Source organism: Streptomyces sp. MI02-7b, assembly GCF_033793585.1.
In the GTDB taxonomy this organism is placed as follows: Bacteria; Actinomycetota; Actinomycetes; order Streptomycetales; family Streptomycetaceae; genus Actinacidiphila.
In genome coordinates, this window is sequence record NZ_JARAWX010000015.1 from 185,555 (window position 1) to 211,863 (window position 26,309).

Consider the following 26,309-nt stretch of genomic DNA (forward strand, 5'->3'; position numbering starts at 1 on the left):
GAGGAGCCTTTCTAGGCGAGGAACGTCTTGAGTTCATGGACGAGCTTGCGGATGTGGCCGGAGACCACCGGCGTGCCCAGGGCCTTGAAGCGCTCCCGGAACCACGGGTTGACCTCCTGGCGGCCGGAACTGGTGACCGACCCGACCGGGATGAACCTCACTCCGGCGCGGTGGACCGCCTCGATGCCCTCGAACAACGGCTGGGAACGGCTGAACTCGTAGAAGTCCGAGATCCACACCATCACGGTGTTCCGCGGTTCGACGATCTTCGGCAGGGCCATCGCCATCGCGACCGGGCCGTCGTTGCCGCCCCCGAGGCTGGTCCGCAGCAGCACCTCGAACGGGTCGCCGACCCAGGGGGTGAGATCGAGGGCGCGGGTGTCGTACGCGATCAGGTGGACGTCCACCTTCGGCAGCCCGGCGAAGATCGACGCCAGAATGGTGCAGTTGACCATGGAGTCGACCATCGAGCCGGACTGGTCCACCACGACGATCAGCCGCTGGGGCGTGGTCTTCCGCGCCGTGCGTCGGTAGTAGAGGCGGTCGACGTACAGCCGTTCCTCCTCCGGGCTCCAGTTGGTGAGGTTCTTCCAGATCGTGCGGTCGAGGTCGAGGTTGCGGAACACCCGCTTGGGCGGAACCGAGCGGTCGACAGCGCCGACCGTGGCCTTCTCCACCTGCGTGCGCAGCACTTCCGCGACCTCGTCGACGAAGCGGCGGATCAGGGCCTTGGCGTTGGCCAGGGCCACGCCGGAGAGGTTGTTCTTGTCGCGCAGCAACTGCTCGATGAGCGACATGCTCGGAGTGAGCCGGGCGGCGAGCCGGGGGTCGGCCAGCACCTCGCGCAGTTGCATCCGCTTGACGAGGTCGGCCTCGATCGCGCCGAGTTCCGGGCCGATCGCCGGGATCAGCCGGCCCGGATCGGTCTGCGTGCCCGTGCCTCCGCGGCCGCCGCGCAGCTCGCCGGGGCGGCAGCCGAGCGCCCGCTCCAGCCAGCCGGCGTCGGCCTGCCACCGCGCCAGCTGTCCGGCGGTGACCGTGCCGGAGCCGGTGGCGAAGACGTTGAGCAGCACCTTGGACACCAGCGCCGCACGCCGCACCTCGGCGGCACGGTCGCGTCCGTCGGCGTCCGCGTCCGCGTCGGCGAGGACGTCGATGACCGGGGCGGTCTCGGGCGACATCAGACCGTCGAACTCGGCGGCCAGTTCAGGGTGGCGCTGCACGACCGCGTCGACGGAGGCCTGCGGGTCCAGGAGCGCGGACGGCAGGCCGATGTCCTCGACGACGGCGAGGCTCGCCGACTCCAGCGCGGCCTGCTCCTCCTGGTCGAAGAGCCGGGCCAGGAGTCGCCAGTACAGGACCTGGCGGCGGTTGTCGTGGGCGGCGTCGTCGAGGTGCCGCGCGGCCTCGTCCGTGGTGGACCCCCCGGTGGTGTGCTCGGTCATTTCCGCAGCAGCCTTCCGGCGCGTTCCCGCAGTACGGCCACGGCGTCGGTGGCCGCCTTCTCGGCCTTGGCGCCCGCCTTGTCGGCCGTACCCCCGGCCCACCCTCCGGCGTGGAGCGCGACCGCTTTGTTCCGTACGGTCGCCTCCACGGCGAGAGGCTGCACGCGATACGTCCCGGCGTCCCAGCGGAGCAGCCCGATGCACGCGCCCGACGCGGCGACGGCCTCGGGGGTGAGGGGTCCGGCGGCCGGAATGCGGTCGGTGTCGACGGCGAGAGGCTGCCCCGCGACGGTGAACACCACCATGTCGTCGTCCTTCCGGGCGGCGTAGCCCTCCAGGAACACGGGTACGGCGATGCGCGCCGGATGGCGGTCCAGGGGTGCGGTCGCCGTGTCGACGGCGGTGGGCAGGGCGACCCGGGCCGTGGCGAAGGCGTCGGCGGGCTCGCCGGGGTTCGCGTGCCGGTCGCTCCAGAGCAGGTCGCCCCCGGCCGTGACCGGCATGCCGGCGAGGTCCATCGACCGGCCTTCGCCGACAGCGGCGAGCAGCGACATGTGGGGACGGAGCAGCTGCCAGATGCCGGCCCCGACGACCGTGTCGGGTTTCGGCACCGACACGCTCGCTCGCACCAGGCGGGCGGCGGTACCGTCCGCCGGCTCGAACACCGCGTGGACCTGGGCCTGTACGGCGGTGTCGTGTTCGTGCAGGTCGACGCCGAGGGGCAGGAGGCGTCCGGTGGCCGTCCCGGTCGCGGGTGCGTCGGCCGCCCCCGGCACGGTCAGCAATATCCCGCGCGACCACAGGTCGGCCCAACGGCGGACCGGGACGCGGTCCAGGGCCGCGCCGGGGCAGGAGGCGGCGAGCTCGGCGGAGAACCCGTCGAGCAGCGTCGCGAGGCGGCGCAGGGCCGGGTCCGGGAGCATCGCCGAGACCACTTGGGCCGCCCCGGAGACCACGTCGTGGTCGATGCCCCGCCACCCCGAGCGCGCCAGGTCGCACAGCCAGGAGCGGGCGGCGGCGAGCAGGTTCGCCGCCTGCTGCCCTCCGACCGCGGCCGGAACCGGCTCCTCGCCGCGGGACCGCCCGGTCGCCTCCGCGGCGCGGGCCGTCAGCGCGTCGTGGACGGAGCCCAGCAGCGCGGTGCGTGCCGCGGCGAGAGCGACGAAGTGGTCGTCGCCCGCGACTCCGCCTGCCGCCTTCTCGGCCGCCTCGGCGACCCTGGCGGCCAGCGGTGTTCCCGCGACGGCGTCGGCCAGTTCCGTCAGGCCGGCGGCCTGGGCGGGCTGGGGGCGGAGCAGGCCGCCGCCGAGGACCTGGTCGAATGCGTCGACGGCCGCCAGGGCCTCTTCGAGCCCGGCGACGGTCTCGCGGAGCAGGTCGGCACGCATCACGCCACCGCCCTGGTCGGCGGGAACCACTGCATCTCCGGCAACGGCACGGTGGTGGGGGCGAGTTCGAGGTAGGCCAGGTGGCGCAGGAACCGGCTGAAGACGAGCGCGGCCGCCTGGGTGTCCCCCTGGGCCGGGCGCGTGCCGCTCATGTCGTCGGTGACGGTCTGCGCGCTCGGCTCCCCCGCCGTCGGCTCGACCCGCAGGTAGCGGGCGACACGGTCGGCGCCGTATTGCAGGACCGCCTCGCCGATCAGGGCCCGGATGTGATTGCAGAACCCTCCCCGCGCTCCCCCGCAGGGCCGGTTGTTGTTGGTACTGCAGGCGTACGCATAGGTCCCGGCCCTGACCGACGAGACGTACACCCGCTCGACGTCCGAGCCGCTGGACACCACGCCCTGCAAGCGCCCGTCGGCCAGCTCGACGAACGGAACCTTGGCGAGCTTGCGCGGCCGCGCGGGTGCCGTCACCCGTGCCGTGCTCGACCTCTCCCGATCTGACAACGCCCATCTCCTGTGCACCGAGGGGGAATCCACGCCGGATCGGCGGGACGCGACTGAACCTACTTCCGATCACTGACAACGCCGGTCGCGGAGGTTCGGCCCCGGATGACGTGTCACAGGGGGCGTGTAGCCTGCGGGACTGTCGGCGGTGGACGGGCCGGCAGGATCCGGGAGGGGACGCGACATGGCACCCGAGCACAGGGCCACGACCACGGAGACCCGGGTCGGGTTGAAGGACGGCGGGGAGGCCGTGCTCACCCTCGCAGACGTCGCGGTCGCCGCGTTGGACACGCCGGAGGATCAGAAGTACGACGTACTGGTGGCGGTCGGCGGGAGGAATCTCCCCGCGCTCACCCTCGTGCGCAACGCCCTGGGCGGCCGGGAACCGGGCAACACGAACGCCGCCGAGACGGCGCTGCGCAAGCTCGGTTTCAGCGTGCTGGTCAGGCGCCGGTTCGACGACTCCACGGGGGAACCGATACGGCTCTCCCGGGAGCAGATCGCCCGCTCCTCGACGTGATCCGGTGAGCGGCGGCCGTCGTCCGCCGCGGGTCCGAGCCGACGGCCGGCAGCGCCCTCCCGCCCCGTGCGCGCGACGCACTGAGGCCGACCGCTTCACGGAAGGGTCACGGCACGCCGCTTCGGACAGGTCCTCCCCCGTCGCGAGGGCGACCCGCCCCGAGGTCCATCACACGATCTCCGTATGATCACCACACCTGATCCGTCGATGAGACCACCCGGGGGACCGCCATGACCTGGTCGATCGCAGCGATCTGGCACGCGTGGACGGCACGCAGGCAGGGCTGGGACCCGGACATCGTGCGGGCGCTGCGGCTGCCCGTGCCCTCCCCTGTCCAGGACACCGCCCGCGGTCTCATCCACGCCCGCCGCTGGAACGACGCCGTCGACCACATACGGCAGTCCACCGGATACAACCGGCGTGACGCCCGCTGCGTCGCCCTGGCCCTGCAGTACGGATGGCGGCTGCCCCTCCCGCGCGACGGCCGGCCCGCACGCCGCTCCCGGCGCTGACGCGGGAGCGGCACCGGGCCCTGGTGGACCGGGTACCGCGGGCGTATCCGGCCGTGGGGACAGGACCTGTGGGTGGGCCGGTACGTGGACGTCCTGCTGCCGGGCGTGGTGCGGCGCGCGCTGGAAGGGGCCGAGCCGCAGCCGCCGGCGGGTGCGACAACGGTGCTGACCGTGGTGTCGGTCGATGTCGACTCGTCTGCCGGAGCCGGGGTGGTCTGGATCGTGTGGCGTCCTGAGTCCCGCCGGGCACGCGAGCGCACCGCGGTCCTGGAGTGGCACGGCGGGCGGTGGCAGCACGTGGGCGGCGGCATCGGCCCCCTGGACGAACCCGCCGACGGGGACGTGATCGAGGTCCGTGACGGCTCCGGCGCGCTCAGCCGCACCCGCCGCCTGGACTCCCTCCCCATCGGCCCGTGGATCAGCTGCGTCAAAGTCCATGTGGGACCAGAGGTCAGCCATGTCCTCGTCGGCGACCGCCGGATCGAAGCTCCTGCACAGCGCAGACTGATCGTCGCCCGCACGTCGCCGTACTCCGCCCGGCCAAGGCGTCCCCTCATCGTGGCCTTCGGGCACGACGGCTCCGAGCTCTCCCGCATGGCCCCCACGACTGCCTGGACCGCCACATCTGGGAACGGCTGAGGAAGGAACTGTAGGCCGCCGGACTCCCGAGCAGCCCTCAGCGCTCGGCGCGAAGCCCCGACGCTGCGCTTCAAGTGGCCCTGGGCCAGGGCCTGCAGGCGGGTTGGCGCCGGGGCCGATGCCAGGCCCGCGAGGCGGATCTGGTAGATCTACCCAGGGCGTTTGTCGGTCGTGTACGAAGGGTTGAGTGTGGACACTGTTACCGATGTCGCGGGGTCGAACGCCACCTCGGCCCAGGTGGTGGTGGACTGGTTCTCGGACACCCTCGACAAGACGTACTTCCAAGGGGTGTTCGTCGGGAACCTGTCGGCCCTGGCACTCGACCCCGATGGGCGCATCGCCGCCCTTTCGGACCGCTCGACGCTCTTCACCCTGGACGCCGCGACGCGCGAGCCCGTGGGTGTCATGAGGCTGCTGGACGAGCACGGGCAGGAAGCGGACTTCGAGGCCCTGGTCTTCGACCACGACGGCTCGCTCCTGGTCGCTTCCGAGCGGTCGGACATCCGGCGCTACACGCGGCAGGGGACGTTCGTCCGCATGCTGCCGGCGCCCGACAGCCTCAGGGTCGCTCCGGCGGGTCGCGCCAGGGTCAACGAGACGTTCGAAGGTCTCGCGCTGCTGCCCGGCGGTCTCACTCTGGTGGCCTCGATGGAAGGCTCGTTGCGGGGGGACGACCGCCGCCTCGTGCGCTTCCAGACCTGGGAGCGCGCCGGACTCGACGAGGAGTTCCGGATCGGCGCGCAGTACGGCTACGAGTGCGACGCGGGTCTGGCCATATCGGACATCAGCGCGACGGGCGACGGCAGGCTCCTGGTGGTGGAGCGGGGATTCGACCGGCGCGTCGGCAACATCATCCGGCTCTGTCTCGCCGACCCCCGCGGTGCCGGCGACGTGGGCGGCGTCGAGAACCTGACGCGCCAGGACGGCGTCCGGCTCATGAGCCGGACCCTGCTGGTCGACATGGTGAACTGTCCCTCGCTGGGCGCCACCAACCCGCAGCCGCAGGCCAACCCGCTGCTGGGCAACATCGAGGGAATGACCGTCACCGGCCGCACCCAGGACGGCCGTCTGAAGCTGCTCATGGTGACGGACGACAACCAGAGCGAGAAGCAGATCACCCGGTTGTACGGGCTCACCGTCCGTCTGCCAGAGCTCTAGGGCCGGCGGGCTTCGCGGTCTCCCCGGCGGCGCCCCTTCGGTGTGCGGTCCGGAAGTAACCTGGGGCGATCTGGCCCTCCGCAGGAACGGGACTGAGTCGTGGAACTCCTCTTCGCCGGCCGTGTGATCGAGTGGCGCGGGCCGTCACCGTACTTCTTCGCCGTCGTGCCGGACGACGAGTGCACGCACATCCGCGAGGTGGCCGCGATGGCCTCCTACGGCTGGGGGGTGATCCCGGTCGAGGCGCGTATCGGTGAGGTCACCTTCACGACCTCGCTCTTCCCCAAGGACGGTGGTTACCTCCTGCCCCTCAAGAACGCGGTCCGCGTGCCGCAGGGCCTTGCGGCAGGCGACGAGGTGACCGTGGGGATGACCGTTCGCCTCTGAAGGGCGTTCCGTGACCGGGCGTCAGATGCCGGAGGGCATCGGCCGGGGCGTCCGTGTATCGCGGGCGTATCGAAAACCGCATACGCCACCGCAACCGCCCCCCGGGTCCAATGGGTGCCATGAACCATGACACATCCTTGTCGGCACCGCCCCGCCGCGTACCCGGGATCGTGCTCCTCGGCCTGGCGGTCCTCGGCGTGGCGACCGCCGCGTTCGTCGTGCGGCGGCCGCTCATGATGTCCGCTCCGATGTGCATGGCCGGGCGGTGGCACGGCTGCTTCGACACGTTCAACGGTGTGGTGCTCATGACGCTGGTCACGGTGCCGTTGTCGCTGCTGGTGGTGTGGGCTCTGGCGAGCTGCCGGCGTGCCGCCGGGGTCACCTCGGCGTGGCGGACGTCGCTGGCCGAGGTGGGCATGGTCCACGGGACGGTGCCGTTCCTGTGGCTGACCATGATGCCGGGCGGCGGGGCCGGCGCCGTCCCCGAACGGGTGAGCCTGGTGCCGCTGCGGGACCTGGTCACGATGGGGGCGCTCGGGATCGCCGGCAATCTGCTGGTGTTCGCGTCGCTGGGGTTCTTCGCCCCGCTGCGGTTCCGGGCGATGAGGTCCCTGCCGCGGATCCTGGCGCTCGGGGCGGGCTGCTCGGCCCTGGTCGAGACCGCGCAGTACGTCCTGCGGCTGGACCGGGTGTCCTCCGTGGACGACGTACTGGTCAACGCCGCCGGCGCCGTATTGGCCGGACTGGCGTCGCGCCGCTGGTGGCGCACGACGGCGGAAGCGCCGTCGGACGGGCTCCGCCCGGTGCCCGAACCGGTCGGCTGAGGCGCACGTCCGGCGTGCACGGGTCGTTGCCCACGTCGTTGCATACGTCGGCGATATCGCGTGCTGCTTAGGCTTCGGACATGCGCGTACTGATCGTGGAGGACGAGCCCTACCTGGCCGAGGCCGTCCGTGACGGCCTGCGGCTGGAGGCGATCGCCGCCGACATCGCCGGCGACGGCGACTCCGCCCTGGAACTGCTCAGCGTCAACTCCTACGACCTCGCGGTCCTCGACCGCGACATTCCCGGCCCCTCCGGCGACGAGGTCGCCCGGCACATCGTCGCCTCCGGCAGCGGCATCCCGATCCTCATGCTCACCGCTGCCGACCGGATCGACGACAAGGCCTCCGGGTTCGGGCTCGGCGCCGACGACTACCTCACCAAACCGTTCGAGCTGCGCGAGCTCGTCCTGCGGCTGAGGGCGCTCGACCGCAGACGCGCGCACGCCCGGCCCCCGGTCCGCGAGATCGCGGGCCTTCGGCTCGACCCCTTCCGCCGGGAGGTCTTCCGCGACGGACGCCACGTCGCGCTGACCCGCAAGCAGTTCGCCGTGCTGGAAGTCCTCGTCGCCGCCGAGGGCGGGGTCGTCAGCGCCGAGGAACTGCTGGCGCGGGCCTGGGACGAGAACGCCGACCCCCTCACCAACGCCGTGCGCATCACCGTCTCAGCGCTGCGCAAACGGCTCGGCGAACCGTGGATCATCGCGACGGTGCCCGGCGTCGGCTACCGGATCGGCACCGGCTCGGAGTCCGCCCGTCCCGGCAGTGCGCATGCCTAGACGCCCAGGGATCAGTGCCCGGCTGAAACTCGCGCTGAGCTACGCCGGGTTCCTCGCCGTCGCCGGCGCCCTCCTGCTGGCCGTGGTGTGGATGTTCCTGCTGCGCTACGTACCCGACAACTCACAGGGCCTGCTCGGGGTCTCCCCCAATCGCTACCTCCTCGTGCACACCTTCGCCCCCGCCGCGGCCGTGGCGATGGCCTTCCTGCTCGTCTTCGGCCTGCTCGGAGGCTGGCTCCTCGCCGGCCGGATGCTCGCACCCCTCACACGGATCACGGATGCGGCACGGACGGCCGGGACCGGGTCGCTGTCCCACCGGATCCGCATGAAGGGCCGGCAGGACGAATTCCGTGAACTGTCCGACGCGTTCGACTCGATGCTGGAACAACTCGAGTCCCACGTCGCCGAGCAGCGGAGGTTCGCGGCGAACGCCTCCCACGAACTGCGCACCCCGCTGGCGATCTCGCGCACGCTCCTCGACGTCGCCCGCAAGGACCCCACGCGCGACCGGGGCGAACTCATCGAACGCCTGCACGCGGTCAACACGCGGGCGATCGACCTCACGGAAGCCCTTCTGCTGCTCAGCCGCGGCGACCGCGGCACCTTCGCCCGCGAGGGCGTCGATCTCTCCCTCACCGCAGAAGAAGCCGCCGAGACGCTGCTTCCCCTCGCCGAACAACGCCGCATCACGCTCGACGTCACCGGCGGGGCCGCCCGGACCAGCGGCTCCGCGGAGCTCCTGCTGCAGATGGTGACGAACCTCGTCCAGAACGCCATCGTGCACAACCTTCCAGAGGGCGGCAGCGTGACGGTCCGCACCGAGGCGCACGGCGACGCGAGCGTGCTGCGGGTCGAGAACACCGGCCGCCGCCTCCCTCCGGAACTCGTACCGACCCTCACCGAGCCCTTCCAGCGCGGAACGCAGCGCGTCCGCACCGGCGAGCACGCCGGCGTGGGCCTCGGGCTGGCCATTGTGCGCAGCATCGTCCGCGCCCACGGCGGGAGCCTCCACCTCGCCCCGCGCCCGGCCGGCGGTCTCCTCGTCACGGTGCGGCTTCCCGGCACGCCGTAGGCGGCGCGGGTGGGACGGACTACCAGGGGCCGTGGTGGACCAGGCCCAGGGTCAGGGCGGCGGCCGCGGTGGCGAGGAACACGACAGCGCCGACGATGTCACGGGAGCCCACCCGCAGGTGGGCGGCGATCGCGCCGATGAAGTACAGCACGAGGCCGGATGCGGCGAGGGTGCCCAGCAGCGGCACGGCGAGTCCGGCCGCCAGCCCCACGGCGCCCAGTGCGAGCAGCGTGCCCAGCACCGGAACCCACGGACGGGGCAGCCCCTTCATGTCCGCCTGGGCCTTGGGGTACTCATGGCCGATCAAGTAGGTGACGGCAGCGGCACCGTTGAAGACCGCGCCGAGAACGGTGACCGTGACGTAGGCCGCGAACACGACACTCCGCTTCTGTGGGAACGGGGACACTGCCGCTGGGCCTCCGTTGCGGACGCCGTTCTCCGGGCACGACGACTCAGCGGCACTCGACGGGGGGTATCGACGGGCAACCGAGTGTGCCACTGATCCCGGACGCCCGGTAGCCGTCGCCTCGCCTCGCCTCGGCTCGCCTCGGCTCGGCTCGGCTCGGCGGACGCGAACACCGGCCGGGCGTGGGGCTGCGAGGGGGCGGAGATGCGCGCGGGACGACCCAGTTGCCGTCCACGACGTCGAGCGGCGCGGTGAACCCGGCCAGGCTGCCGGACGTGGCCGGGACGCCGTCGACCACGGGCGCGGTCGAGAACGCCCGCAGCCGGGGTTCGGCGTCCGCCTCGGCGTACTCCGGGCCGACCCACGTGACCGGACGCCGGCGCGCTCAGCTGACGAAGTCGGCCGCGGCGGACCAGGACTTCGGCGCCACGCTCTCGGCCAGTAGGAACGGATCTTCACCGGCGCCGCCGACGAGGCCGGGCCGCCGCTGCTCCGGCCGCTCGCCGAGGCTCCCGGCACCATGGGGGGTGCCCCCGCCCGCGCAGCCCGCCGGCGGCACGCATGTGTCCCTCTGCGCCAACTGGGCTCGTCCGGCTACGCGTCCCCTGGCGCGGTGAATCAGACCCGGGTCGCCGTCCGGTCCTCCCACGCCTGCTCCAGCGCCCGGGCGAACAGCTCCACCGGCTGCAGTCCCGTGACGCCGTACTTCCGGTCGAGGACGAAGAACGGCACACCTCCCGCGCCGAGTTCGGCCGCGCGCCGCTCGTCGGACCGGACGTCCTCGGCGTACGCGCCGGGGTCGCCGAGCACGGCGCGCGCCTCTGCCGCGTCCAGTCCCACCTCGGCGGCGAGTGCCACCAGGGTCTCGCTGTCGTACACCGAGCGCTCGTCGGCGAAGTTGACCTTGAAGGCGAGGTCCCGCAGCTCGGCCTGGCGGCCGCGGGCCTTGGCGAAGTGCAGGAGGCGGTGGAGGTCGAAGGTGTTGCCGTCCACACGGCCGCCGATCCGGAAGCCGAGCCCCTCGGCGCGCGCCTCGGACGCGGCCTGCTCCTCCCGCGCGACCTGCTGCTCGCGGCTGCGCCCGTACCGGGCCGCCACCGCGTCGATGATGGGTGTCGCGCGGTTCTCGGCTTCCGGATTGAGCTCGAACGAGCGGTGCACCACCTCGACCTCGTCCCGGTGCTCGAAGGCGGCCAGGGCTCGCTCGAAGCGGGCGCTGCCGATGTAGCACCAGGGGCAGGCGATGTCGGTCCAGATCTCGACGCGCATGTGTCAGTGTCTCCACTCATAGACGTTCGGTCCACTACAAAATAGACGACCGATCGACTAGCTCCAAGCGGAGAACGTCGCCGCCTACCGGGGGCGACCGCAGAGCCGCACCCGCGCGACCGCGGAGCGGGGGGCGCCTCAGCTCTGCGCGATGCGTACCTCCACCTGCCCGTCCGGGGATATCCGGCAGTCGAACCGGGGCTGCGGCGCCGTCGCGGGGCCCTGGACGTTCATGCCGTCCGAGAGCTGGAACTGGCTGCCGTGCCAGGGGCATTCGATGCACCCCGCGAGGACCTTGCCCTCGTGCAGCGGGCCGTCCATGTGGCTGCAGCGGTCGGCCAGGGCGTAGAGCCTGCCGTCGTCCTCGTGGACCACGACGACCGCCACCTCGTCGGCCATGCGCCGCACCGGCTCGCCGACCGGGAACTCCTCCGGCACCCCGATGCGGTGCCAGCCGGGCTCGACCAGTACGGACACCGATTCCGCGTGGTTGACGCCGGCGCCCTGCCGGTACGCGAGATGGCCGCCGAGCACACCGCCCATGGTGGCGATGGCCATGCCGCCGAAGCCCAGTGCCTTGCCGAGGAAGGGGCGTCCCTTGATCCGGGCCGTCAACGAGCCGGCGTACGCCGTGACGGCGGCGAGGTTGACCACCGCGTGCACCAGGCCCACGCGGGCCTGCCGGGGACGCTGCTCCGCCCAGTCCACCCATCCGGCCAGAGCCGCGGGCCCGGCGGAGACCAGGCCCACCGCCACCAGCCGGCGGGCGGCGCGGCTCTCGCCCGGGAGCAGGTCGAGGATGCCGGCCGAGGTCCAGGCGCCGATCGGCACCTGCACCAGGACCGGGTGCAGCGGATGGCCGAGCCACAGGCCGCGCAGCGCGTCCCGGCCCCGGCCCAGGGGAAGGGCCCGTACGGCCTTGCGGACGATCCCGGCCGGGCCGTCCAGCCACGTCCCCTCCTCGAGGGTGTCCATCGCACGCGGGAGCACACCGCCCGGGGTGCTCTGCGTTGTCGTCGTCAGCGTCGTCGGCCTCATAGGGAGCGGCCTTCCTCTGTGGTCCGGGGCGGGCCCGGTGTCGGGTCTCGCAGGGACGTGCGTCCGCTGCGCCATGCGCTCAGCAGGTGGTCCTCCAGGCTTGTTCGAGCAGTCCGGCGGGCGCGCCCCGAGCGCGGGGTCGCGCGGCGGCTGTCCGCGTGCCGGGCGGTCTCCGAAGCACCGGGCACGCGGGACCCCCGCCGCCGAGACGCGGAGGGTCGGGCCCGGTGCAGTTCCTCGCCGTGGGGATGCGCCCGCCCGACCCCGGCACCCGGGCAGCGGGGCGGCCACGCGGTCGGGGCGTCCAGGACGGTCGCGGACAGCGGCCCGCGCACGCCAGGGGCCGCGGGTTCGTTCCTCGGGTCGGGGGCGTGGGTCATGACGCGCCTCCCCTCCCTCCGCCGGGTCGGGCCACGGGGACGCCTGCCCAGGGCCCGGCGCTCCATGCGGGACCAGCGGTCCGGGCCCCGGCTGTCTGTCCTGCGTCCCGTCGGGTAGCCGCTGGAGTGACCCAGGCATCCGAGCGGAAGGAGCGGGCACCATGAGCGACGACCATGGGCGTGCCGCGCTGTTCGACGTGGACGGCACTCTCGTCGACACGAACTACCTCCACGTCGTCGCGTGGTGGGAGGCGTTCCGGCAGGCCGGGCACACCGTGCCGACGGCGGAGATCCACCACTGCATCGGCATGGGGTCCGACCACCTCCTGGACCGTCTGCTGGGCAAGGCCCGCGACCGCAGCGGTGACGAGGGGATCAGCGCGGCCCACAAGGCTCTGTACGGCACCTGGGGCCCGGCGCTCGCGCCGCTGGACGGCGCCGCGGACCTGCTGCGCGCCGTGGCGGCACGGGGCTTCCGGGTCGTCCTGGCCACCTCGGCCGACAGCAAGGAGCTCGCGGTGATGCGTGCCGCCCTCGACGCCGACGACGTGATCGCGGACGCCACCAGCAAGGACGACGTCTCCGCGAGCAAACCGGCTCCCGATCTGGTGGCCCGGGCCCTCGAACGGGCCGGGGTGACGGCTGGCAGGGCGGTCTTCGTGGGCGACACGGTCTGGGACGTCGAGGCCGCCGGCAAGCTGGGCGTGCCCTGCGTGGCGCTGCTCTCCGGCGGCATCGGCCGTGCGGAACTGGAGGCGGCGGGCGCGGCCGCCGTGCACCGGGACCCCCGGTCCATGCTGGCCCGTCTCGACAGCGACCCCCTGTGGCGTTGACCGCCCACCACAGGGCGAACGGTGAACCGTCCCCGACGCGGTGGCGCTCACCGCCGACGGTCGATCCTGATCGAGGGTCCCGTGGAGGTGGGCCTCGACGACGGCTGGGTCGTGCGCCCCGACCGGTTCGTCGTGGCCGTCCGCGCGTGCCGCCCCAGTCGCACCTGCCCGTGGTGCGACAGCTGTCGCCGCCGCCGCGCCGATGCGCCCGCAGGCGCTTCGGACCCCTCGCGGTGAGCAGAGCGCCACGGGGCAGAACGGAACGGGGCGGCCGCGCCGTGGGTCCCCACGACGCGGCCGCCCCCGACCGCACAGGTCACTTGGCGCGGCGGGCCACCGTGAAGTGGTCGATGCGCTGCCCCGTCTCGGCGATCGCGGAGACGTTCAGCTTCGCCTCGTGCCCGGAGCGGGCCGGCTCGACGTCCACGGAGAGGAACGAGTAGCCGGTGCAGCGGACCCGCGACCAGTGCACGGTGTCCACGACCTGGCCGCCGCCCTTGGCCGAGTGCCAGGTGGTGACCTGGTCGATCTCGCTCTCGTGGCCCTCGTAGCTGTCCGCGACCGGGAAGCTGTACAGGCTGCGGCCCGCGCCGCCGCGGTGACGTGGACCGTGCCGTCGGTGGCGGGGCGTGTGGTGTCGCCGATCCACACCTGGTGCGACACCGCGCCCTCGCGGATCGCGTCGGTAGGTCGACCTGGTGCTTCTCGAAGATCGGCACCCACTCCGCCTGCACACCGCCGTCGGAGGCGTGGTTGTTGGTGGTGGAGTAGGCACAGTGGTGGAAGAACACCACCAGGAAGTCGATACCGCGCTGCTTGCGGTAGCCGGCCAGGGTGCGCTCCCCCACCATTCCGCACCGTCCGGGGTCGGGGGCCCGACCTGACGATGAACGGTCCATGGCTGCCGGTTCTGCCTTGTGGCAAGAATTGCCAAGGGCCGTCCATGGTCCGGAGGAGACCGCAGGGGCCTCGCGTGCCCGCGGCCGGCCGGTGGTCCATCCGCCCGGCGCTCCCGTCACGCCTCCCAGCTGTACGAACAGGCCGGAAAAGCTGCACGGACCGCGGTCCCGGGCACGGCCGCGGCACCGCCACCGGACCGGTCGCCGTCCGGCCGGCGCCCGCCGGCCACGAGGCGTGCGGGCCGGGTCACCGTCGGTCAGCGCGTCGCCGCGGCGCATGGCCACTGACGCCTGTGTCACATTCCCGGGCGCCCACCGGTCCTGAGTTCGACCGGCCATCGGCCCACCCGCTGAGGAGCACCCTGATGCAACCCGACACCGTCGTTCTCGTCCACGGCTTCTGGGTGACGCCGCGGGCCTGGGAGAACTGGATCGCCCACTACGAGGACAAGGGCTTCCGCGTCATCGCACCGGCGTACCCCGGCTTCGAGGCGGGGGTCGAGGCCCTGAACGCCGACCCGGCCGCCGTCGAGACCGTGACCGTCCCCGCCGTCGTCTCCGCCCTGGAGAAGGTCATCGCCGATCTGGACCGGCCGCCGGTCATCATGGGGCACTCGGCCGGAGGCGCCTTCACCCAGATCCTTCTCGACCGCGGGTTCGGCGCCGCGGGAGTGGCGATCAACTCCGCACCCACCGAGGGCGTGGCCGTCTCACCGCTGTCCCGGGTCCGGCCGTTCTTCCCCGTACCGGAGAACCCGGCCGACCGCCACCGCGCCGTCGGTTTCGACTACGCCCAGTGGCGCCACGCCCTCACCAACACCTTTTCCGAGGGCCAGGCCCGCACGGCCTACGAGCGCCACCACGTCCCCGCACCGGGCAGCATCGTGTGGGGCAGCGCCTTGGCCACCCTCCACCCCGGGCACACCGGCACCTACGTCGACTACCGCAACCTCGGCCGGGCGCCCCTGCTCTTCTGTTCCGGCGAGCACGACCACCTCATGCCGCCCCAGGTGCAGCGGTCCAACGCCGAGCGCTACCGGGCCGACGGCGCCACCACCGAGGTCACGGTGTTCCCCGGCCGGTCCCACCTGATGCCCGTCCAGGACAACTGGCAGGAGATCGCCGATCACGCCCTCGACTGGGCGCTCGCCCATTCCTGATGGCGAGGCGCATCCGCGCGACGACGCAACGCCGGACAACCGCACGGTCGATGTGAGGACTTTCACACCCCTTGTCCGCTTGGCTCACAAGGCTTCCATAGGTGCCCAATTGACATCCCGAGAGGGGAATTAATCGCGGATGCACCTTTCATGGCTCCTTGACGCGAGTTACCTTCGTGCGAAGTACATGTGTTCGCCATCGACTCGGTCCGGGAGGTGGGAGTGTTCGCAGGGAGGTCTTCGCTCTTCATGCGCAATCTCGCGGGTTCCTGGGACCACACCTCGTGGTCCCTCGGTCATTTGCACTGGTACGGAGTGGCCGTCGGTTCCCTCCTCGCCCTCAAGCTGCTGCTGTCCATCCGCCGGCGCCGCCGTCCGGAACTGACGTTCAACGAGCCGGCCGGCCGCCTTCGCATCCACGGTGTGGTCACCGCCTACAACGAGGCCCCCGAGATGCTCCGCCGCTGCCTGGAGTCGATCCTCGCGCAGACCCTCCCGCCGCACTCCCTGACCGTCGTCGACGACTGCTCCGCCGACCACTCGGCCGGCGCCCTCGTGGAGGAGATGCGACCCCGGTTCCAGCGTGCCGGGGTGCGCCTCGACTTCATCCGCTTCCCCGGCAACCGCGGCAAGCGCCACGGCCTCGCCGCGGGCTTCCGGCAGGAACCGCACGCGGACGTGTACCTGTGCGTCGACTCCGACACCGTGCTCGACCAGCACGCCGTCGCCGAGCTCGCCGAGCCCTTCTCCAAGCGCCGTGTGCAGTGCGTCACGGGACTGGTGCTCGCGCACAACCGCGGCACGAACCTGCTCACCCGCCTCATCGACATGCGCTACGTCAACGCCTTCCTCGGTGAGCGGGTGGCGTACTCGCGCCTCGGCTCGGTGCTGTGCGCCTGCGGGTCGCTGGCGATGTACCGCGGGTGGGTCGTCAGGAAGCACCTCGACGACTTCCTCGACCAGCGGTTCCTGCGACGCCCCGCCACCTTCGGCGACGACAGGCGCCTGACGTACTACTGCCTCACCGAGGGCCTGTCCCTCATCCAGCCCTCCGCCGTCGGCTACACCGACGTCCCCGAACGCCTCGGCCACTACGTCCGGCAGCAGATCCGCTGGGGCAAGTCGTTCATCCGCGAGGGCTTCCTGCTGCTCGGCAAGTTCCGGCTGCGGCGCATGTACTGGTGGCTCAACCTCGTCGAACTCACCAGCTGGGTGGCCTTCACCGCCGCGCTGTTCGCCGCGCTCGTCGCGATCCTCATGAACCCGCACGGCTGGACGCTGCTGGCCGGCTACGTCGCCTACATGTGCGTCATGGCCTGGGTCCGCTCCGTCCATTACCTGCGCGGCGCCGCGCAGGTGGGCATCGTCGACCGCGTACTGACCTTCCTCGCCGCCCCGCTGTACGCGCTGCTCAACCTCGGGCTGCTGCTGCCGCTCCGGCTGTGGTCGCTGGCCACCCTGCGCAGCACCAACTGGGGCACCCGCGCCAAGATCGAGGTCGGCGGCGTCGGAGCCGACGCCCCGGATCTGACCGCCCCGAACCCGGCGCCCCAGGCCGTCCTCCCGGAGCAGCGGCGGACCAACGCCGAGGACTCCTGGACCGTGCCCGCGCCGGGAGGCGCCTCCTAGGGCGTACCCGTGCCCGCCGCCGGCGACCGAGACCGAGGAACGCGCCGCATGTCCTCGGCACCGCCCCTCCACCGAGCTAGGAGCCTCCGTGGGTTCTGCCCGCCCCTCCACCGGTCCAGGCCGCCCCGGCCGTCCCACCCGTCCGACGCGTCCGGTCCGTCCTGGGGATTCCGGCCGGCGCAGTCCGCGCCGGCGTGCGTGGGGAATGGCGAAGCTCCTGCTGCTGGTGGTCGTCCTGGCCGCGGCCGGCACGGCGCTGCGCCCCGTGTGGAGTGACGCGCACCAGCCGCCCCCCGAGCTGACCGTCCGGTACAAGGCGGGCGCGCCGGCGACCGCCGCGGCGGCACGGCCGTGGCTGGAGGTCCTCAACACCTCCGGCCGGCGGGTGAGCCTGGGCGACGTGGCCTTGCGGTACTACTACACGGCGGACGGCCCCTCCCCGTACGCGTTCAACTGCGTCCAGGCTTCCACGGGCTGCTCCGCCGTCGTCGGGAAGTCCGTCGCGATGGACGCCCCCACCCCCACAGCCGACCACTACCTGGAGATCACTTTCACCAAGGCCGCGGGCGCGCTGGCCCCGGGGGCGAAGAGCGGCGCCATCGGGCTGCAGCTGTACCGCCCGGACGGCGGGAAGCTGAACCAGAGCAACGACCGGTCCTTCAGCCCCACCCACGACACCTTCCAGGCGTCGAAGCTGGTGACCGGTTACCTGGACGGCAGGCATGTCTGGGGCGACGAACCCGGCGGCGACGGCGCCGCCTCCGCCTCCTCGTCCCCTTCCGCGCGCTCGTCCGCGTCCGCCCGCCGCTCCGCCGCCCCCGCCGTCCGGCCCGCGCCTCCGTCCGGGATCCTCTTCGACGACTTCCACTACAGCGGCCCCCGCGACCCGGCGCTGCACGCGCACGGCTGGCTGGTCCGCACCAGCGAGGGCGGCCCCGGGATCCGGAACACCTGGTCGGCCGACGGCGTCAGCTTCCCCGCGGACAAGGACGCGCCGGGCGGCCAGGTCCTGCAACTGCGGGCCGCGACCGACGGGACGAGGCAGAACACCACCCAGGCCGAGGTGCACACCACCGGCATGACGTTCGTGACGGGGACCTTCGCCGCCCGGATCCACTTCACGGACCGCCCCACGAGCGGTGCCAACGGCGACCACGTCAACGAGAGCTTCTACATGATCTCGCCTCACCACCGCGCCCGGTACAGCGAGCTCGACAACGAGTACCAGCCCAACGGCGGCTGGGGCGCCCCGGGGCCGAGGCTCGACACGACGACCTGGCGCAGCGCGGTGGAGGGCGACCGGGTCACCCGCGCCACGAACTCCAGCCTCGACGGATGGCACACGATGGTGACCACCGCCGCACACGGGGTCGTCACCTACAGCCTCGACGGGAAGGTCCTGTTCCGCACCAGCGGCGGGTACTACCCGACCGAGAACATGTCCGTGAACTTCAACACCTGGTTCGTGGACCTGCCGTTCGGCGGGAAACGCACGTGGGACATGCAGGTCGCCTGGTTCTACCACAACGCCGAGCGGGCCCAGTCCCTGCAGGAGGTGGAGAAGGCCGTGAGCGGCCTCGCCGGCAGCGGCACGAGCTACGTGAACACCCTCGGGACGTCCTGAGCCGGTCCCTCGGCAGGATGTGACGCGGACCACTCGGTGGGCATCGAACTTCTCCGCGCCTCCCGCGTCCTGTCGGCGACACCGCACCACCGGGCGCCCGGCACACCGCGCCCGGGCCACACAAGGAGACTCCATGTCCGAGACCCACGAGACCTCCGAGACCGCGTCCGGCTCGTCGGCCGTCGACCCGCTCGCCCTTCCCGGCCTGCTGCGGCCCGCCATCGAGGCCGCGAGCGAGGAGGCCGACCGCCGTGCCGACGTTCCCACGGAGCTGTACGGGGCGCTCCGCGACGCGGGCGCGTTCCGCCTGCTCACTCCCAGGGCACTCGGCGGATCGCAGACGCCGCTGACCACGGTGCTGAAGGTGTACGAGGGGTTCGGCCGCATCGACGCCTCCGTGGCGTGGCTGGTGTGGAACGCCAACTTCGGCTTCGTGGGGGCGCTGCTGGACGAGTCCGCGACGGAACGGATCTGGGGCCGGGAGCACGAGCCCGCCTTCGCCAACTCCGGGATGCCCGGGACCGCCGTTCCCGCCGAGGGCGGCTACCGGGTCTCCGGCCACTGGAGGATCGTCAGCGGGATCAACGCGGCGGAGTGGCTGGTGGCGGTCGTCGTCGTGCTGGAGGACGGCGCGCCGCGCATGACCGCCGCGGGCACGCCCGACGTACAGCTGTGCGTCCTGGGCCGGGACCAGTGGTCGGTGAAGGAGACCTGGGACGTCAGCGGCATGCGCGGCACCGGCAGCAACGACGTTGTGGTCGAGGACGCCTTCGTCCCCGCCGACTTCCTCGCGCCCCTGGACGCGCCCCTGGACGCGCCCCTCAGGATCGACGAACCGCTGTACCGGGGCTTCCTCCCCTCGCTGGTGCTGCCCGGCTGCACGGCGATCGTCCTCGGCATCGCGCAGGCGGCCCTCGACGAGACGGTCGCGCTCGTCCTGACCAAGAGGAACTCCACGGGCGCGACGTTGGCCGAGTCCCCGCGCACCCAGTACGTCCTGGCCGACTCCGAGGCGGCACTCCAGGCCGCACGACTGCTGCTGACCTCCGCCGCGCAGACACTGCAGGACGCGGCCGAGCGCGGCGACACCCCCACGCTCGAACAGCGGGCGGCCCTGCGCGCCGCCATGACGCACGCCGCGCAGGTGAGCCGCCGGACGCTGGTGACGCTGTACGAGCTGGCCAGTTCCACCTCGCTCTACCGCGGCAACCGGCTGGAGCGCCTCTTCCGCGACGGCATGGCCGCCCTCCAGCACGCCAACCACTCCGCGCTCCCCATGGAGGCGGCGGGCCGCGTCCGTCTGGGCATGGAGCCCGGCCTCGGCCTGTTCTGACGCTACGTCGAACGCCCGCGAGGGACCGGGCCGGTGCCCGAGCGGAGTCCGTGACCGCTCCCGCCGAGCGGTCACGGACTCGGCCGTGCGTCTACTCGTGGCCCCGCGCCCTCAGCCATCGGCCGAGCGCGAGGACGTCGCGGGTCACCGACAGGGCCTCGTCACGGGTTCTCTCGGCGTCCTCGGGCGATCCGGGCCGTATCAACGGCCCCTCGCCGTCCCGTGCGCCGAGCAGGTGGAGGCGGGCGCGTTCCCGGTACCAGGCCGCGAGCCGGCGTGCGTCACCAGGATCGAGACGGCCCGTCTCCCGCCATCGCCGCGCGGGCTCCGCCGCCGCTTCGGGTCCGAGCTCGCCGAACCAGGTCTCGACCAGCCGGGCCGCCGTGGCGGCGTCCTCGTCCGGTGCCGGCTGTCTCTTCGTACGGCTACCCCAGAGCTTCATCCGCCCCCCGCTCGCCGGCCAACAACTGTAGGGAAGCGGCCTGTTCGGCAACAGATCCAGGGTGGACGGATGGGGTCCCCGGCTCCCGTACGGGAGCCGGGGACCCTGTCCGGGATCAGTCGGCCTTGCGCCGGGCGGTCAGACCGGCCGGAGCGCCGGTGATGGTGAACTGGGAGCCGGGCTCGATGAGCACGCTGCCCTGCGCCGAGTTGGTGATCGTGACGTTGGTCAGGGTGGCGCTGCCGCGGGCGCCGCTCATCGCGAGGATGCCGGAGCCGCCCACGGAGTTGTCGATGCGGACGTCGGTGACCTTGACGCCGGGCATCGAGCCGCCGCCCGTCTTGAACTGGATGCCGTCGTAGGTGGAGTCGTGGATCTCGGTGTCCTGGATGGTCACGCCCGGGATGTCCGTGCCCTGGGCGAAGAGCGTGATGGCGCCGAACTCCTGCGCCTCGCCCCAGAACGCGCCGCCGGTCCGGTACAGGGCGTTCCCCGAGATGGTGGTCTGGCCCGAGAACGGGATCGGGTCGTGGTCGGTGGCGAGCATGATGCCCGGGTAGTTCATCGTGTCGGAGACGATGTTGTTCTCGATGGTGTTGCCGTACCCGCCGTACACGGCGATGCCGTTGGCCCGCCAGGGCAGCTGGACGGTGTTGTTGCGGAAGTGGTTGTCGTGGCCGACGTCGACCGAGGTGTCCTTCACGTACTTGCTCGCCCACACCGCCAGGGAGTCGTCGCCGGTGTTGCGGAACGAGGAGTTGTAGACGGTCGAGTTGCGCGAGCCGTTGGCGAGGTTGATGCCGTCGGCGTAGGTGTCGCGGACCCGGACACCGGTGAACTCCAGCCCGTCGGCGGGGCCCCACAGTTCCGGGATGTTGGAGTAGTCGCGACCGACCCAGACGCCGACGTTGGCGTGCTCGATCCACACGTTGGTGATCTTCGTGTTCTTGCCGAAGCGCCCGTTGAGGCCCACGCCGCCCTCGGCGTTGCCGTCGCCGCCCCGGATGGTGCCGGAGCCGAAGATGGCGATGTCGGAGATCTGGGTGTTGTCGTCGATGTCGAAGCCGAAGTTGCCCTCGTGCGGGTGGTTGATGCCGCCGGCGTTCTGCGGCGGGGTGAGGGTGTAGAGCTGGGAGTGCCACATGCCCGCGCCGCGGATGGTGACGTCCCGGATGCCGACCTGGTTGTACTGGCCCCGGTTCAGCGGGTCGTCGGTGAGGATCTTCTGCTCCTGGCGCCACTGCCCCGCCGGGATCCACACGCAGGAGATCTGGCCGTTCTGGTCGGCGGTGACCGCTCGCTGGATGGCGTCGGTGTCGTCGAGCCCGTCGTCGGGCACCGCCCCGTACTCGGTGATCGAGGTGCAGTTCGCCGGCTTGGCCGCCGGCGGAGCGACCTGCTCCAGGTCGATCAGGTCGATGATGTAGTAGGCCGCCGAGTCGCCCGCGTCACGCTGCAGGCGGAACGTCGTGCCCTGCGGGTACGTCCGCGACAGCAGCGCGTGCGCCTCGTCGAAGAGCCGCCGCGCGTCGCCGCCGGGCCGGTTGGTGAGCCCCTCCGGGTCGTCGGTGCTTCCGTACAGCCAGCTGTGCTTGGAGGACAGGTTCAGCTTCTGCACGAACGTGCCGTCGGCGTACAGGCTGATGGTGGCGTCCGCTCCGCCGCCGGCCGAGGCGTCGGGGATGGAGTTGCGCACCACGATCGAGTTGGTGGAGGTGGTCGAGGTGAACTCGACGTACTGGCCACCGGAGTCGAGCCGGACGGACCTGCGGCCCGAGGACTCGGTGGCGAAGTTGGTGTGCCCGAACGTCCGCTTGGCGTCCGCCGTGAGCAGGGTGCCCGTGTAGCGGCCGTCCTCCGCCTCGTACTCGGTGTACGGCACGGCGGCGCCGCGTCCGACCACGAGCGACTTGGTGAGCACGTTGTTGTTCTCGTTGGTCTCGGTGACCACACCGGTGGCGTCCGCGGTGGCGGTGAGGGTGGCGCCGCCGGAGGTCGCCGTCCACGTGCCGCTGATCGCCACGTTGACCGTGGCACCGGCCGCGACCTGTCCGGTCGTGCCGCTCAGCGTGGTGGTGCCGGCCTGCAGCCGGGTCACGGAACCGGCCGCCGCGGCGGTCGTGCCGCGGTTGTGCACGGCGACGGTGAACGACACGGGCGAGCCCACGGCCGGGTTCGCCGGGCTCGTGGTGATCGCGCTGACCTCGAGGTCGGGGCCGGGGGCCTGGCTGACGACCAGCCGGCTCGCCGCGTTCCGGCTGTTGTTGGTGTCGTCCAGTTCGGCGACCGTGTTGCGGGGATCGACCACCGCGGCGACCGCGTAGCTGCCGGCCGCGCGGGTCCCGGTGGACACGGCGACGGTGGCGGAGGCACCCGGGTCGAGGGCGGGCACGGCGGCGCTGCCGGCGACCGTCCCCTCCACGCTGACGTCCACCGTCGTCGCGGCCGAACGCGCGGTGCCGGCGTTGCGGACACCGGCGTTCACGGTGACCGCGTCCCGCTCGGACGGCGCGGCCGGTGTCCAGTCCAGGCTCGTGACGGTCAGATCCGGCGCGGGTGCGGCGGTGCCGACGACCTGGAACTCGGCGACCTGCCCGCCGGGCGCGCCGGAGTTGGAGAAGAACCGGAGCCGCACGTCGGCCCAGCGGCCGCTGACCGGGATGGTCACCGCGTTGCCGGTGCCCGGGCTGAAGGCGTAGTCGGCGCGGTCGCGCAACGAGGTGAAGCCGGTGTCGGACGCCCCTCGGCCCAGCACCTGGATGCCCTGGGTCCTGGCGCCCCACACCGGGTCCGGGTTGAGCTTGACCACGACGCCGGTGACGTCGGCGGCGGCCCCCAGCTTGACGGTGAGGTCCGCGGGGTTGCCCGCCGCCTCCCAGTAGGTGGAGGTCGAGTCGTCGGTGGCGTTGGCGGCGACGTAGGTCTGCGTCGACGAGGTGGCCTCGACCGGCTTGTTGCGGGCCAGGTTGGTGCCGGTGGGCGGCGGATCGGTGGTGCCGCCCTCCTCGCCGTACACCTCCAGTTCCGACAGTTGCGCGGCGTTCCAGCCGGTGTTGCCGGAGACGTTGACGCGGACGTACCGGGCGTCGGTGGGCGACGTCAGGTCCACGGTGACGGTGTTGGCCTGCGCGGGGTTGAACACCCGTCCGGCCGATCCGGAGAGCGTGCCGAACGCGGAGCCGTCGGTGCTGCCCTGCAGGGAGAGCGTCTGGGTCCGGGTCTCCCAGCCGGAGGGCAGCTTGAGCACGACCCGGTCGACGGCACGCGTGGCGCCGAGGTCGACCTGGACCCACTGGGGGAAGGAACCGGCAGGGCCCTCCCAGTAGGAGGCCTGGGCGCCGTCGGTGGTGTTCCCTGCCGGGTACGCGCCGAGCGAGCCGCCGGCCGTGGCAGGACGTCCGAGCGCGAGGTTGACGTCGGCGGCCGCCGCCTGCGCGGTCGGGCCGGCGGCCTGGGCGGCGGAGGCGAAGGGCAGCGGTAACAGCCCGACCGTCATGAGCCCGGCCAGAACGGCGCCGGACAGCGACCGTCGGCCAAGGGGTCTCCATTGCATGGGGGTCCTCTATTCCGTGGAGGGGGGAACGCGGCAGGAGGGCGGGAGGGAACAGCCGTGCACGGCGCTTGAGTGAGTCAGTCAACTTCTTGCGGAAACTGCGTCATCAGGTTTCTAGTGTGTCTCCGCTTTGTCAACGGCTCGTAATGTCACGGCAGTTGCGGACGAGTGCCGCTTGCACGGCCTGCTCTCCGCTTGCGTTCACCGGTCGGCACTCGAAGAGCCCGTTGGACGGGGTCGATCCCTCTCGCACCCGCGGCGGTGGGACGCCGCCCGCTCGCGGAGCTTCACAACGAGAGCAAATTATTGAGCAACTTTACGTAAGATCGCAGGTGTTGATCGGCACGGGACCTTCCCCGGCAGTGCGGCCCGCACCCTGGACTACGTGTGCGTCCCGTGCGAGCATCAGCGGCCGTCAAGTGATCGGTTCACTGCCTGACCGCATCGATCTCCCTGCCGGCAGGTAAGGGGGTCTTCCCTCTCGAAGGAGACCCCTGTGTCTGCCGTCCGTCATGCCGACCAGCCCGCGCGGTGGCCGCTCTACCTGCGCGCGGTCGTGGACATCGCCTTTCCCACCCACACCGTCCGCGTCGCGCCGGGCCCCGTCCCGCACGGCCTGACGGGTCTGCCCCACCCGCTCCCCGGCGCACGGACGATCCACATCATCACCGCCTGCAACCCCGCCGGCAGGGCGACGCCGGCGCGGGCCGGCCTCCGGGCGCAGCACGACCTCTTGGCGCTTCTGCACGCCGCCGGCCTGCCGTGGTGGCCCGCCGTGGGCGGTGACCGGGCCGGCACGCACTGCGAGATCAGCGCGGCCGTCACCGGACTGACCGACGCCCGGGCCCGCGCCCTGGGCCGGCGCTTCGGTCAGGACGCCGTCTTCGCCTGGTCGCCTGCCTCGTGGCGGCTGCTGGCCTGCGCGCCCGCAGCGCACGACGCCGCCACCGCCGACTGGCACGCGACGCTCCTGACCGGACCGGCGAAAGCGTTCAAATCCGGTGGCGGACTCGCGCCGCCGTGGTTCAGCATGTGGGGCACGGGTGATCAGCCCGCGCGAAGGACGTGGGCGTCCACGGTGCTTCGCCGATCCCGCGAGTGAGGAACACGCTTGCCCTACACCGTCCGCGAGTACACCCCCGCCGACGAGACGTCCTGGCTGCGCTGCCGGGTCGTGTCCTTCCTGGGGACGGCCTACTTCGACAACGTCCAGCCCTCGAAGTCCCCGTCCCCGGTGCCCGGGCTCGACCTGATCGTGGTGGACGGTGACGGCTCCGTCGTGGGGATCATGGACACCACCGTCGAAGGCGAGTCGGCGACCATCAACACCGTGGCCATCCACCCCGACCACCGGCGCCGGGGGCTCGCGGGGAGGCTGCTCGAACCGACTCGCGACCGGGCCCGCCGGGCCGGTGCCTCGACCCTGGACGCATGGACCCGGGATGACGAGGACACCCTGCGCTGGTACCGGGCGATGGGTTTCGCCGAGAGCGACCACTACCTGCACGTCTACGCCAGCCACTCCGCCGACACCGGGGAGCCTGACCGCGCCATCGGCGGACGCCGCCCCGGCCTGCTCCCGATGGCCTCCTTCTCGCACGCGCGACTCGCCGACGCCGTGGACATGCGCGACGACTTCACCCGGGTCCACGTGTGCCGGCGCTTCTCGATGCCGCTGTGACGGCCGGCGGGCCGGTCCCGCGCAGGGGCGTCGCGGCTCAGCGGCCCGCGAGCGCAGCGGGCCGCCCGCGGGTGATCCCTCGCGCACATGTGCTCGTGGAGGCCGGGGCGCACCGCGACCTAGAGTTTTGTCGTGGCCGCCCTTTCGGAGGGCGGTCGCCGGCGGGGCATGGTTCGGTTCGGCGTCGAAGGGGGCCGCTCGTGGCCAGTGCGTTTCAGGAGCGCAAGCTCAAGGGGATGTTCGACGCGTTCGACGCGGACAGCGACGGCTATCTGCGCGAGGAGGACTTCAGGGCGCTGGTCGCCCGCTGGAGCCGGCTGCCGCGAGTGGGCCCCGGCACGGAGCTGCGGGAGCGGGTGGAGACGCTTCTGATGGGGTGGTGGGCAGCGCTCCTGGAAGTCGGGGACGCGGGCGGCGACGGCGCCGTCGACATGGGGGAACTGCTGTCGCTCGTCGAGAGGTTGCCCGCGATGATCGCGGACGTCACCGCCACCGCGGACACCGTCTTCGACGCCGTGGACGCCAATGGCGACGGCCGCATCTCCCCGGAGGAACACCGCAGGCTCGTCGAGACCTGGAGCGGGCGGCCCGTGGAGATGACGGGCATCTTCGAACTGCTCGACCTGAACGGCGACGGCCACCTCAGCCGCGAGGAGTTCGCGCTGCTCTGGCGTCAGTACTGGATCAGCGACGACCCGGTGGAGCCCGGCAACTGGCTCTGCGGCCGGATTCCGGCCGCCTAGATGATCGATTCCAAGGGTTAGTGGTCGTAGGCGGTCAGGGAGCGCAGGGTGGGCTGGCCGGTGTGGTGGTTGTGCCAGATCGCGGCGGTCAGGGC

25 protein-coding genes are annotated in these 26,309 nt (G+C 72.2%); 16 read left to right on the plus strand and 9 right to left on the minus strand.

Features of this window, described 5'->3' with window-relative positions; translation table 11 throughout:
- Nucleotides 1-11 precede the first annotated feature (11 nt).
- Genes PV364_RS24730 through PV364_RS24740 form a run of 3 tightly spaced genes read right to left on the minus strand, consistent with a single transcriptional unit; the run spans nucleotide 12 to nucleotide 3,336 of the window.
- On the minus strand, nucleotides 12-1,445 hold the full coding sequence (locus PV364_RS24730) for a VWA domain-containing protein (RefSeq protein ID WP_319662449.1): 1,434 nt from the start codon (nucleotides 1,443-1,445) through the stop codon (nucleotides 12-14).
- Nucleotides 1,442-2,863, minus strand: coding sequence for a hypothetical protein (locus tag PV364_RS24735; RefSeq protein ID WP_319662450.1), 1,422 nt, complete (start codon nucleotides 2,861-2,863; stop codon nucleotides 1,442-1,444). The genes PV364_RS24730 and PV364_RS24735 overlap by 4 nt, the downstream gene beginning before the upstream one ends.
- Nucleotides 2,833-3,336, minus strand: coding sequence for a hypothetical protein (locus PV364_RS24740; protein WP_415924597.1), 504 nt, complete (start codon nucleotides 3,334-3,336; stop codon nucleotides 2,833-2,835). The genes PV364_RS24735 and PV364_RS24740 overlap by 31 nt, the downstream gene beginning before the upstream one ends.
- A gap of 184 nt (nucleotides 3,337-3,520) precedes the next feature.
- Here PV364_RS24740 and PV364_RS24745 point away from each other — a divergent pair, with 184 nt between their 5' ends.
- The 8 genes from PV364_RS24745 (at nucleotide 3,521) to PV364_RS24780 (ending at nucleotide 9,224) form a co-directional block, all read left to right on the plus strand.
- Complete coding sequence (locus tag PV364_RS24745) at nucleotides 3,521-3,856, plus strand: hypothetical protein (RefSeq protein WP_319662452.1); 336 nt, start codon at nucleotides 3,521-3,523, stop codon at nucleotides 3,854-3,856.
- Between the two features lie 230 nt (nucleotides 3,857-4,086).
- Nucleotides 4,087-4,368 (plus strand): hypothetical protein, encoded by a 282-nt coding sequence (locus PV364_RS24750; RefSeq protein ID WP_319662453.1) that lies wholly within the window; start codon nucleotides 4,087-4,089, stop codon nucleotides 4,366-4,368.
- A gap of 72 nt (nucleotides 4,369-4,440) precedes the next feature.
- Entirely contained in the window at nucleotides 4,441-5,007 is a 567-nt protein-coding gene (locus PV364_RS24755) for a hypothetical protein (protein WP_319662454.1), read from the plus strand.
- Between the two features lie 189 nt (nucleotides 5,008-5,196).
- Nucleotides 5,197-6,165, plus strand: a complete 969-nt coding sequence (locus tag PV364_RS24760; protein ID WP_319662455.1) for an esterase-like activity of phytase family protein — start codon at nucleotides 5,197-5,199, stop codon at nucleotides 6,163-6,165.
- 99 nt (nucleotides 6,166-6,264) lie between these two features.
- Nucleotides 6,265-6,552 carry a DUF1905 domain-containing protein gene (locus tag PV364_RS24765; RefSeq protein ID WP_319662456.1) on the plus strand — a complete coding sequence of 96 codons (288 nt, stop codon included), beginning with the start codon at nucleotides 6,265-6,267 and terminating at the stop codon, nucleotides 6,550-6,552.
- A 119-nt stretch (nucleotides 6,553-6,671) separates the two neighbouring features.
- The gene (locus PV364_RS24770) at nucleotides 6,672-7,376 is read left to right on the plus strand and encodes a VanZ family protein (RefSeq protein WP_319662457.1); all 705 of its coding nucleotides are present in this window, start codon (nucleotides 6,672-6,674) and stop codon (nucleotides 7,374-7,376) included.
- Nucleotides 7,377-7,456: 80 nt separating this feature from the next.
- The gene (locus tag PV364_RS24775; RefSeq protein ID WP_319662458.1) at nucleotides 7,457-8,152 is read left to right on the plus strand and encodes a response regulator transcription factor; all 696 of its coding nucleotides are present in this window, start codon (nucleotides 7,457-7,459) and stop codon (nucleotides 8,150-8,152) included.
- Nucleotides 8,145-9,224, plus strand: a complete 1,080-nt coding sequence (locus tag PV364_RS24780) for a HAMP domain-containing sensor histidine kinase (protein ID WP_319662459.1) — start codon at nucleotides 8,145-8,147, stop codon at nucleotides 9,222-9,224. The genes PV364_RS24775 and PV364_RS24780 overlap by 8 nt, the downstream gene beginning before the upstream one ends.
- A gap of 19 nt (nucleotides 9,225-9,243) precedes the next feature.
- On the opposite strand, the gene PV364_RS24785 is transcribed toward PV364_RS24780, so the two are convergent.
- The 3 genes from PV364_RS24785 to PV364_RS24795 all read right to left on the minus strand — a co-directional run bounded on the left by PV364_RS24785 (nucleotide 9,244) and on the right by PV364_RS24795 (nucleotide 11,874).
- On the minus strand, nucleotides 9,244-9,600 hold the full coding sequence (locus tag PV364_RS24785; RefSeq protein WP_319662495.1) for a DoxX family protein: 357 nt from the start codon (nucleotides 9,598-9,600) through the stop codon (nucleotides 9,244-9,246).
- Between the two features lie 648 nt (nucleotides 9,601-10,248).
- Nucleotides 10,249-10,899 (minus strand): DsbA family oxidoreductase, encoded by a 651-nt coding sequence (locus tag PV364_RS24790; protein WP_319662461.1) that lies wholly within the window; start codon nucleotides 10,897-10,899, stop codon nucleotides 10,249-10,251.
- A 138-nt stretch (nucleotides 10,900-11,037) separates the two neighbouring features.
- Nucleotides 11,038-11,874 carry a Rieske 2Fe-2S domain-containing protein gene (locus PV364_RS24795; protein ID WP_319662496.1) on the minus strand — a complete coding sequence of 279 codons (837 nt, stop codon included), beginning with the start codon at nucleotides 11,872-11,874 and terminating at the stop codon, nucleotides 11,038-11,040.
- 604 nt (nucleotides 11,875-12,478) lie between these two features.
- Between PV364_RS24795 and PV364_RS24800 the strand changes: the two genes are divergently transcribed.
- Nucleotides 12,479-13,150, plus strand: coding sequence for an HAD family hydrolase (locus PV364_RS24800; protein WP_319662463.1), 672 nt, complete (start codon nucleotides 12,479-12,481; stop codon nucleotides 13,148-13,150).
- Nucleotides 13,151-13,466: 316 nt separating this feature from the next.
- Here PV364_RS24800 and PV364_RS24805 read toward each other — a convergent pair whose 3' ends face one another.
- Nucleotides 13,467-13,799 carry a hypothetical protein gene (locus tag PV364_RS24805; RefSeq protein ID WP_415924598.1) on the minus strand — a complete coding sequence of 111 codons (333 nt, stop codon included), beginning with the start codon at nucleotides 13,797-13,799 and terminating at the stop codon, nucleotides 13,467-13,469.
- Nucleotides 13,800-14,414: 615 nt separating this feature from the next.
- Between PV364_RS24805 and PV364_RS24810 the strand changes: the two genes are divergently transcribed.
- The 4 genes from PV364_RS24810 (at nucleotide 14,415) to PV364_RS24825 (ending at nucleotide 19,795) form a co-directional block, all read left to right on the plus strand.
- Nucleotides 14,415-15,209, plus strand: a complete 795-nt coding sequence (locus tag PV364_RS24810; protein WP_319662465.1) for an alpha/beta hydrolase — start codon at nucleotides 14,415-14,417, stop codon at nucleotides 15,207-15,209.
- Nucleotides 15,210-15,458: 249 nt separating this feature from the next.
- Nucleotides 15,459-16,838: a glycosyltransferase family 2 protein gene (locus PV364_RS24815; protein WP_319662466.1), complete on the plus strand. Its 1,380-nt coding sequence runs from the start codon at nucleotides 15,459-15,461 to the stop codon at nucleotides 16,836-16,838.
- Between the two features lie 205 nt (nucleotides 16,839-17,043).
- Entirely contained in the window at nucleotides 17,044-18,462 is a 1,419-nt protein-coding gene (locus PV364_RS24820) for a cellulose binding domain-containing protein (RefSeq protein WP_319662468.1), read from the plus strand.
- 133 nt (nucleotides 18,463-18,595) lie between these two features.
- Nucleotides 18,596-19,795, plus strand: a complete 1,200-nt coding sequence (locus tag PV364_RS24825) for an acyl-CoA dehydrogenase family protein (RefSeq protein ID WP_319662470.1) — start codon at nucleotides 18,596-18,598, stop codon at nucleotides 19,793-19,795.
- A 91-nt stretch (nucleotides 19,796-19,886) separates the two neighbouring features.
- Here PV364_RS24825 and PV364_RS24830 read toward each other — a convergent pair whose 3' ends face one another.
- Together PV364_RS24830 and PV364_RS24835 are read right to left on the minus strand one after the other, a co-directional pair.
- Complete coding sequence (locus PV364_RS24830; protein WP_319662472.1) at nucleotides 19,887-20,237, minus strand: hypothetical protein; 351 nt, start codon at nucleotides 20,235-20,237, stop codon at nucleotides 19,887-19,889.
- Between the two features lie 115 nt (nucleotides 20,238-20,352).
- A complete protein-coding gene (locus PV364_RS24835; protein ID WP_319662474.1) occupies nucleotides 20,353-23,790 on the minus strand; it encodes a CARDB domain-containing protein in 3,438 nt (1,145 codons plus the stop codon).
- Nucleotides 23,791-24,286: 496 nt separating this feature from the next.
- On the opposite strand from PV364_RS24835, the gene PV364_RS24840 reads away from it, so the two are divergent.
- From PV364_RS24840 to PV364_RS24850, 3 genes are all read left to right on the plus strand, one after another.
- Nucleotides 24,287-24,892 (plus strand): DUF3293 domain-containing protein, encoded by a 606-nt coding sequence (locus PV364_RS24840; RefSeq protein ID WP_319662475.1) that lies wholly within the window; start codon nucleotides 24,287-24,289, stop codon nucleotides 24,890-24,892.
- A gap of 9 nt (nucleotides 24,893-24,901) precedes the next feature.
- The gene (locus PV364_RS24845) at nucleotides 24,902-25,471 is read left to right on the plus strand and encodes a GNAT family N-acetyltransferase (RefSeq protein WP_319662477.1); all 570 of its coding nucleotides are present in this window, start codon (nucleotides 24,902-24,904) and stop codon (nucleotides 25,469-25,471) included.
- A gap of 200 nt (nucleotides 25,472-25,671) precedes the next feature.
- Nucleotides 25,672-26,214, plus strand: a complete 543-nt coding sequence (locus tag PV364_RS24850) for an EF-hand domain-containing protein (protein WP_319662479.1) — start codon at nucleotides 25,672-25,674, stop codon at nucleotides 26,212-26,214.
- The last annotated feature ends 95 nt before the right edge of the window (nucleotides 26,215-26,309 follow it).

Bases quoted from the DNA above. Each gene is read 5' to 3' on its own strand.
- PV364_RS24730 (WP_319662449.1), bottom strand. From the start codon at position 1,445: ATGACCGAGCACACCACCGGGGGGTCCACCACGGACGAGGCCGCGCGG.
- PV364_RS24745 (WP_319662452.1), top strand. From the start codon at position 3,521: ATGGCACCCGAGCACAGGGCCACGACCACGGAGACCCGGGTCGGGTTG.
- PV364_RS24750 (WP_319662453.1), top strand. From the start codon at position 4,087: ATGACCTGGTCGATCGCAGCGATCTGGCACGCGTGGACGGCACGCAGG.
- PV364_RS24770 (WP_319662457.1), top strand. From the start codon at position 6,672: ATGAACCATGACACATCCTTGTCGGCACCGCCCCGCCGCGTACCCGGG.
- PV364_RS24775 (WP_319662458.1), top strand. From the start codon at position 7,457: ATGCGCGTACTGATCGTGGAGGACGAGCCCTACCTGGCCGAGGCCGTC.
- PV364_RS24780 (WP_319662459.1), top strand. From the start codon at position 8,145: ATGCCTAGACGCCCAGGGATCAGTGCCCGGCTGAAACTCGCGCTGAGC.
- PV364_RS24790 (WP_319662461.1), bottom strand. From the start codon at position 10,899: ATGCGCGTCGAGATCTGGACCGACATCGCCTGCCCCTGGTGCTACATC.
- PV364_RS24795 (WP_319662496.1), bottom strand. From the start codon at position 11,874: ATGGACACCCTCGAGGAGGGGACGTGGCTGGACGGCCCGGCCGGGATC.
- PV364_RS24800 (WP_319662463.1), top strand. From the start codon at position 12,479: ATGAGCGACGACCATGGGCGTGCCGCGCTGTTCGACGTGGACGGCACT.
- PV364_RS24810 (WP_319662465.1), top strand. From the start codon at position 14,415: ATGCAACCCGACACCGTCGTTCTCGTCCACGGCTTCTGGGTGACGCCG.
- PV364_RS24815 (WP_319662466.1), top strand. From the start codon at position 15,459: ATGCGCAATCTCGCGGGTTCCTGGGACCACACCTCGTGGTCCCTCGGT.
- PV364_RS24820 (WP_319662468.1), top strand. From the start codon at position 17,044: ATGGCGAAGCTCCTGCTGCTGGTGGTCGTCCTGGCCGCGGCCGGCACG.
- PV364_RS24825 (WP_319662470.1), top strand. From the start codon at position 18,596: ATGTCCGAGACCCACGAGACCTCCGAGACCGCGTCCGGCTCGTCGGCC.
- PV364_RS24830 (WP_319662472.1), bottom strand. From the start codon at position 20,237: ATGAAGCTCTGGGGTAGCCGTACGAAGAGACAGCCGGCACCGGACGAG.
- PV364_RS24835 (WP_319662474.1), bottom strand. From the start codon at position 23,790: ATGCAATGGAGACCCCTTGGCCGACGGTCGCTGTCCGGCGCCGTTCTG.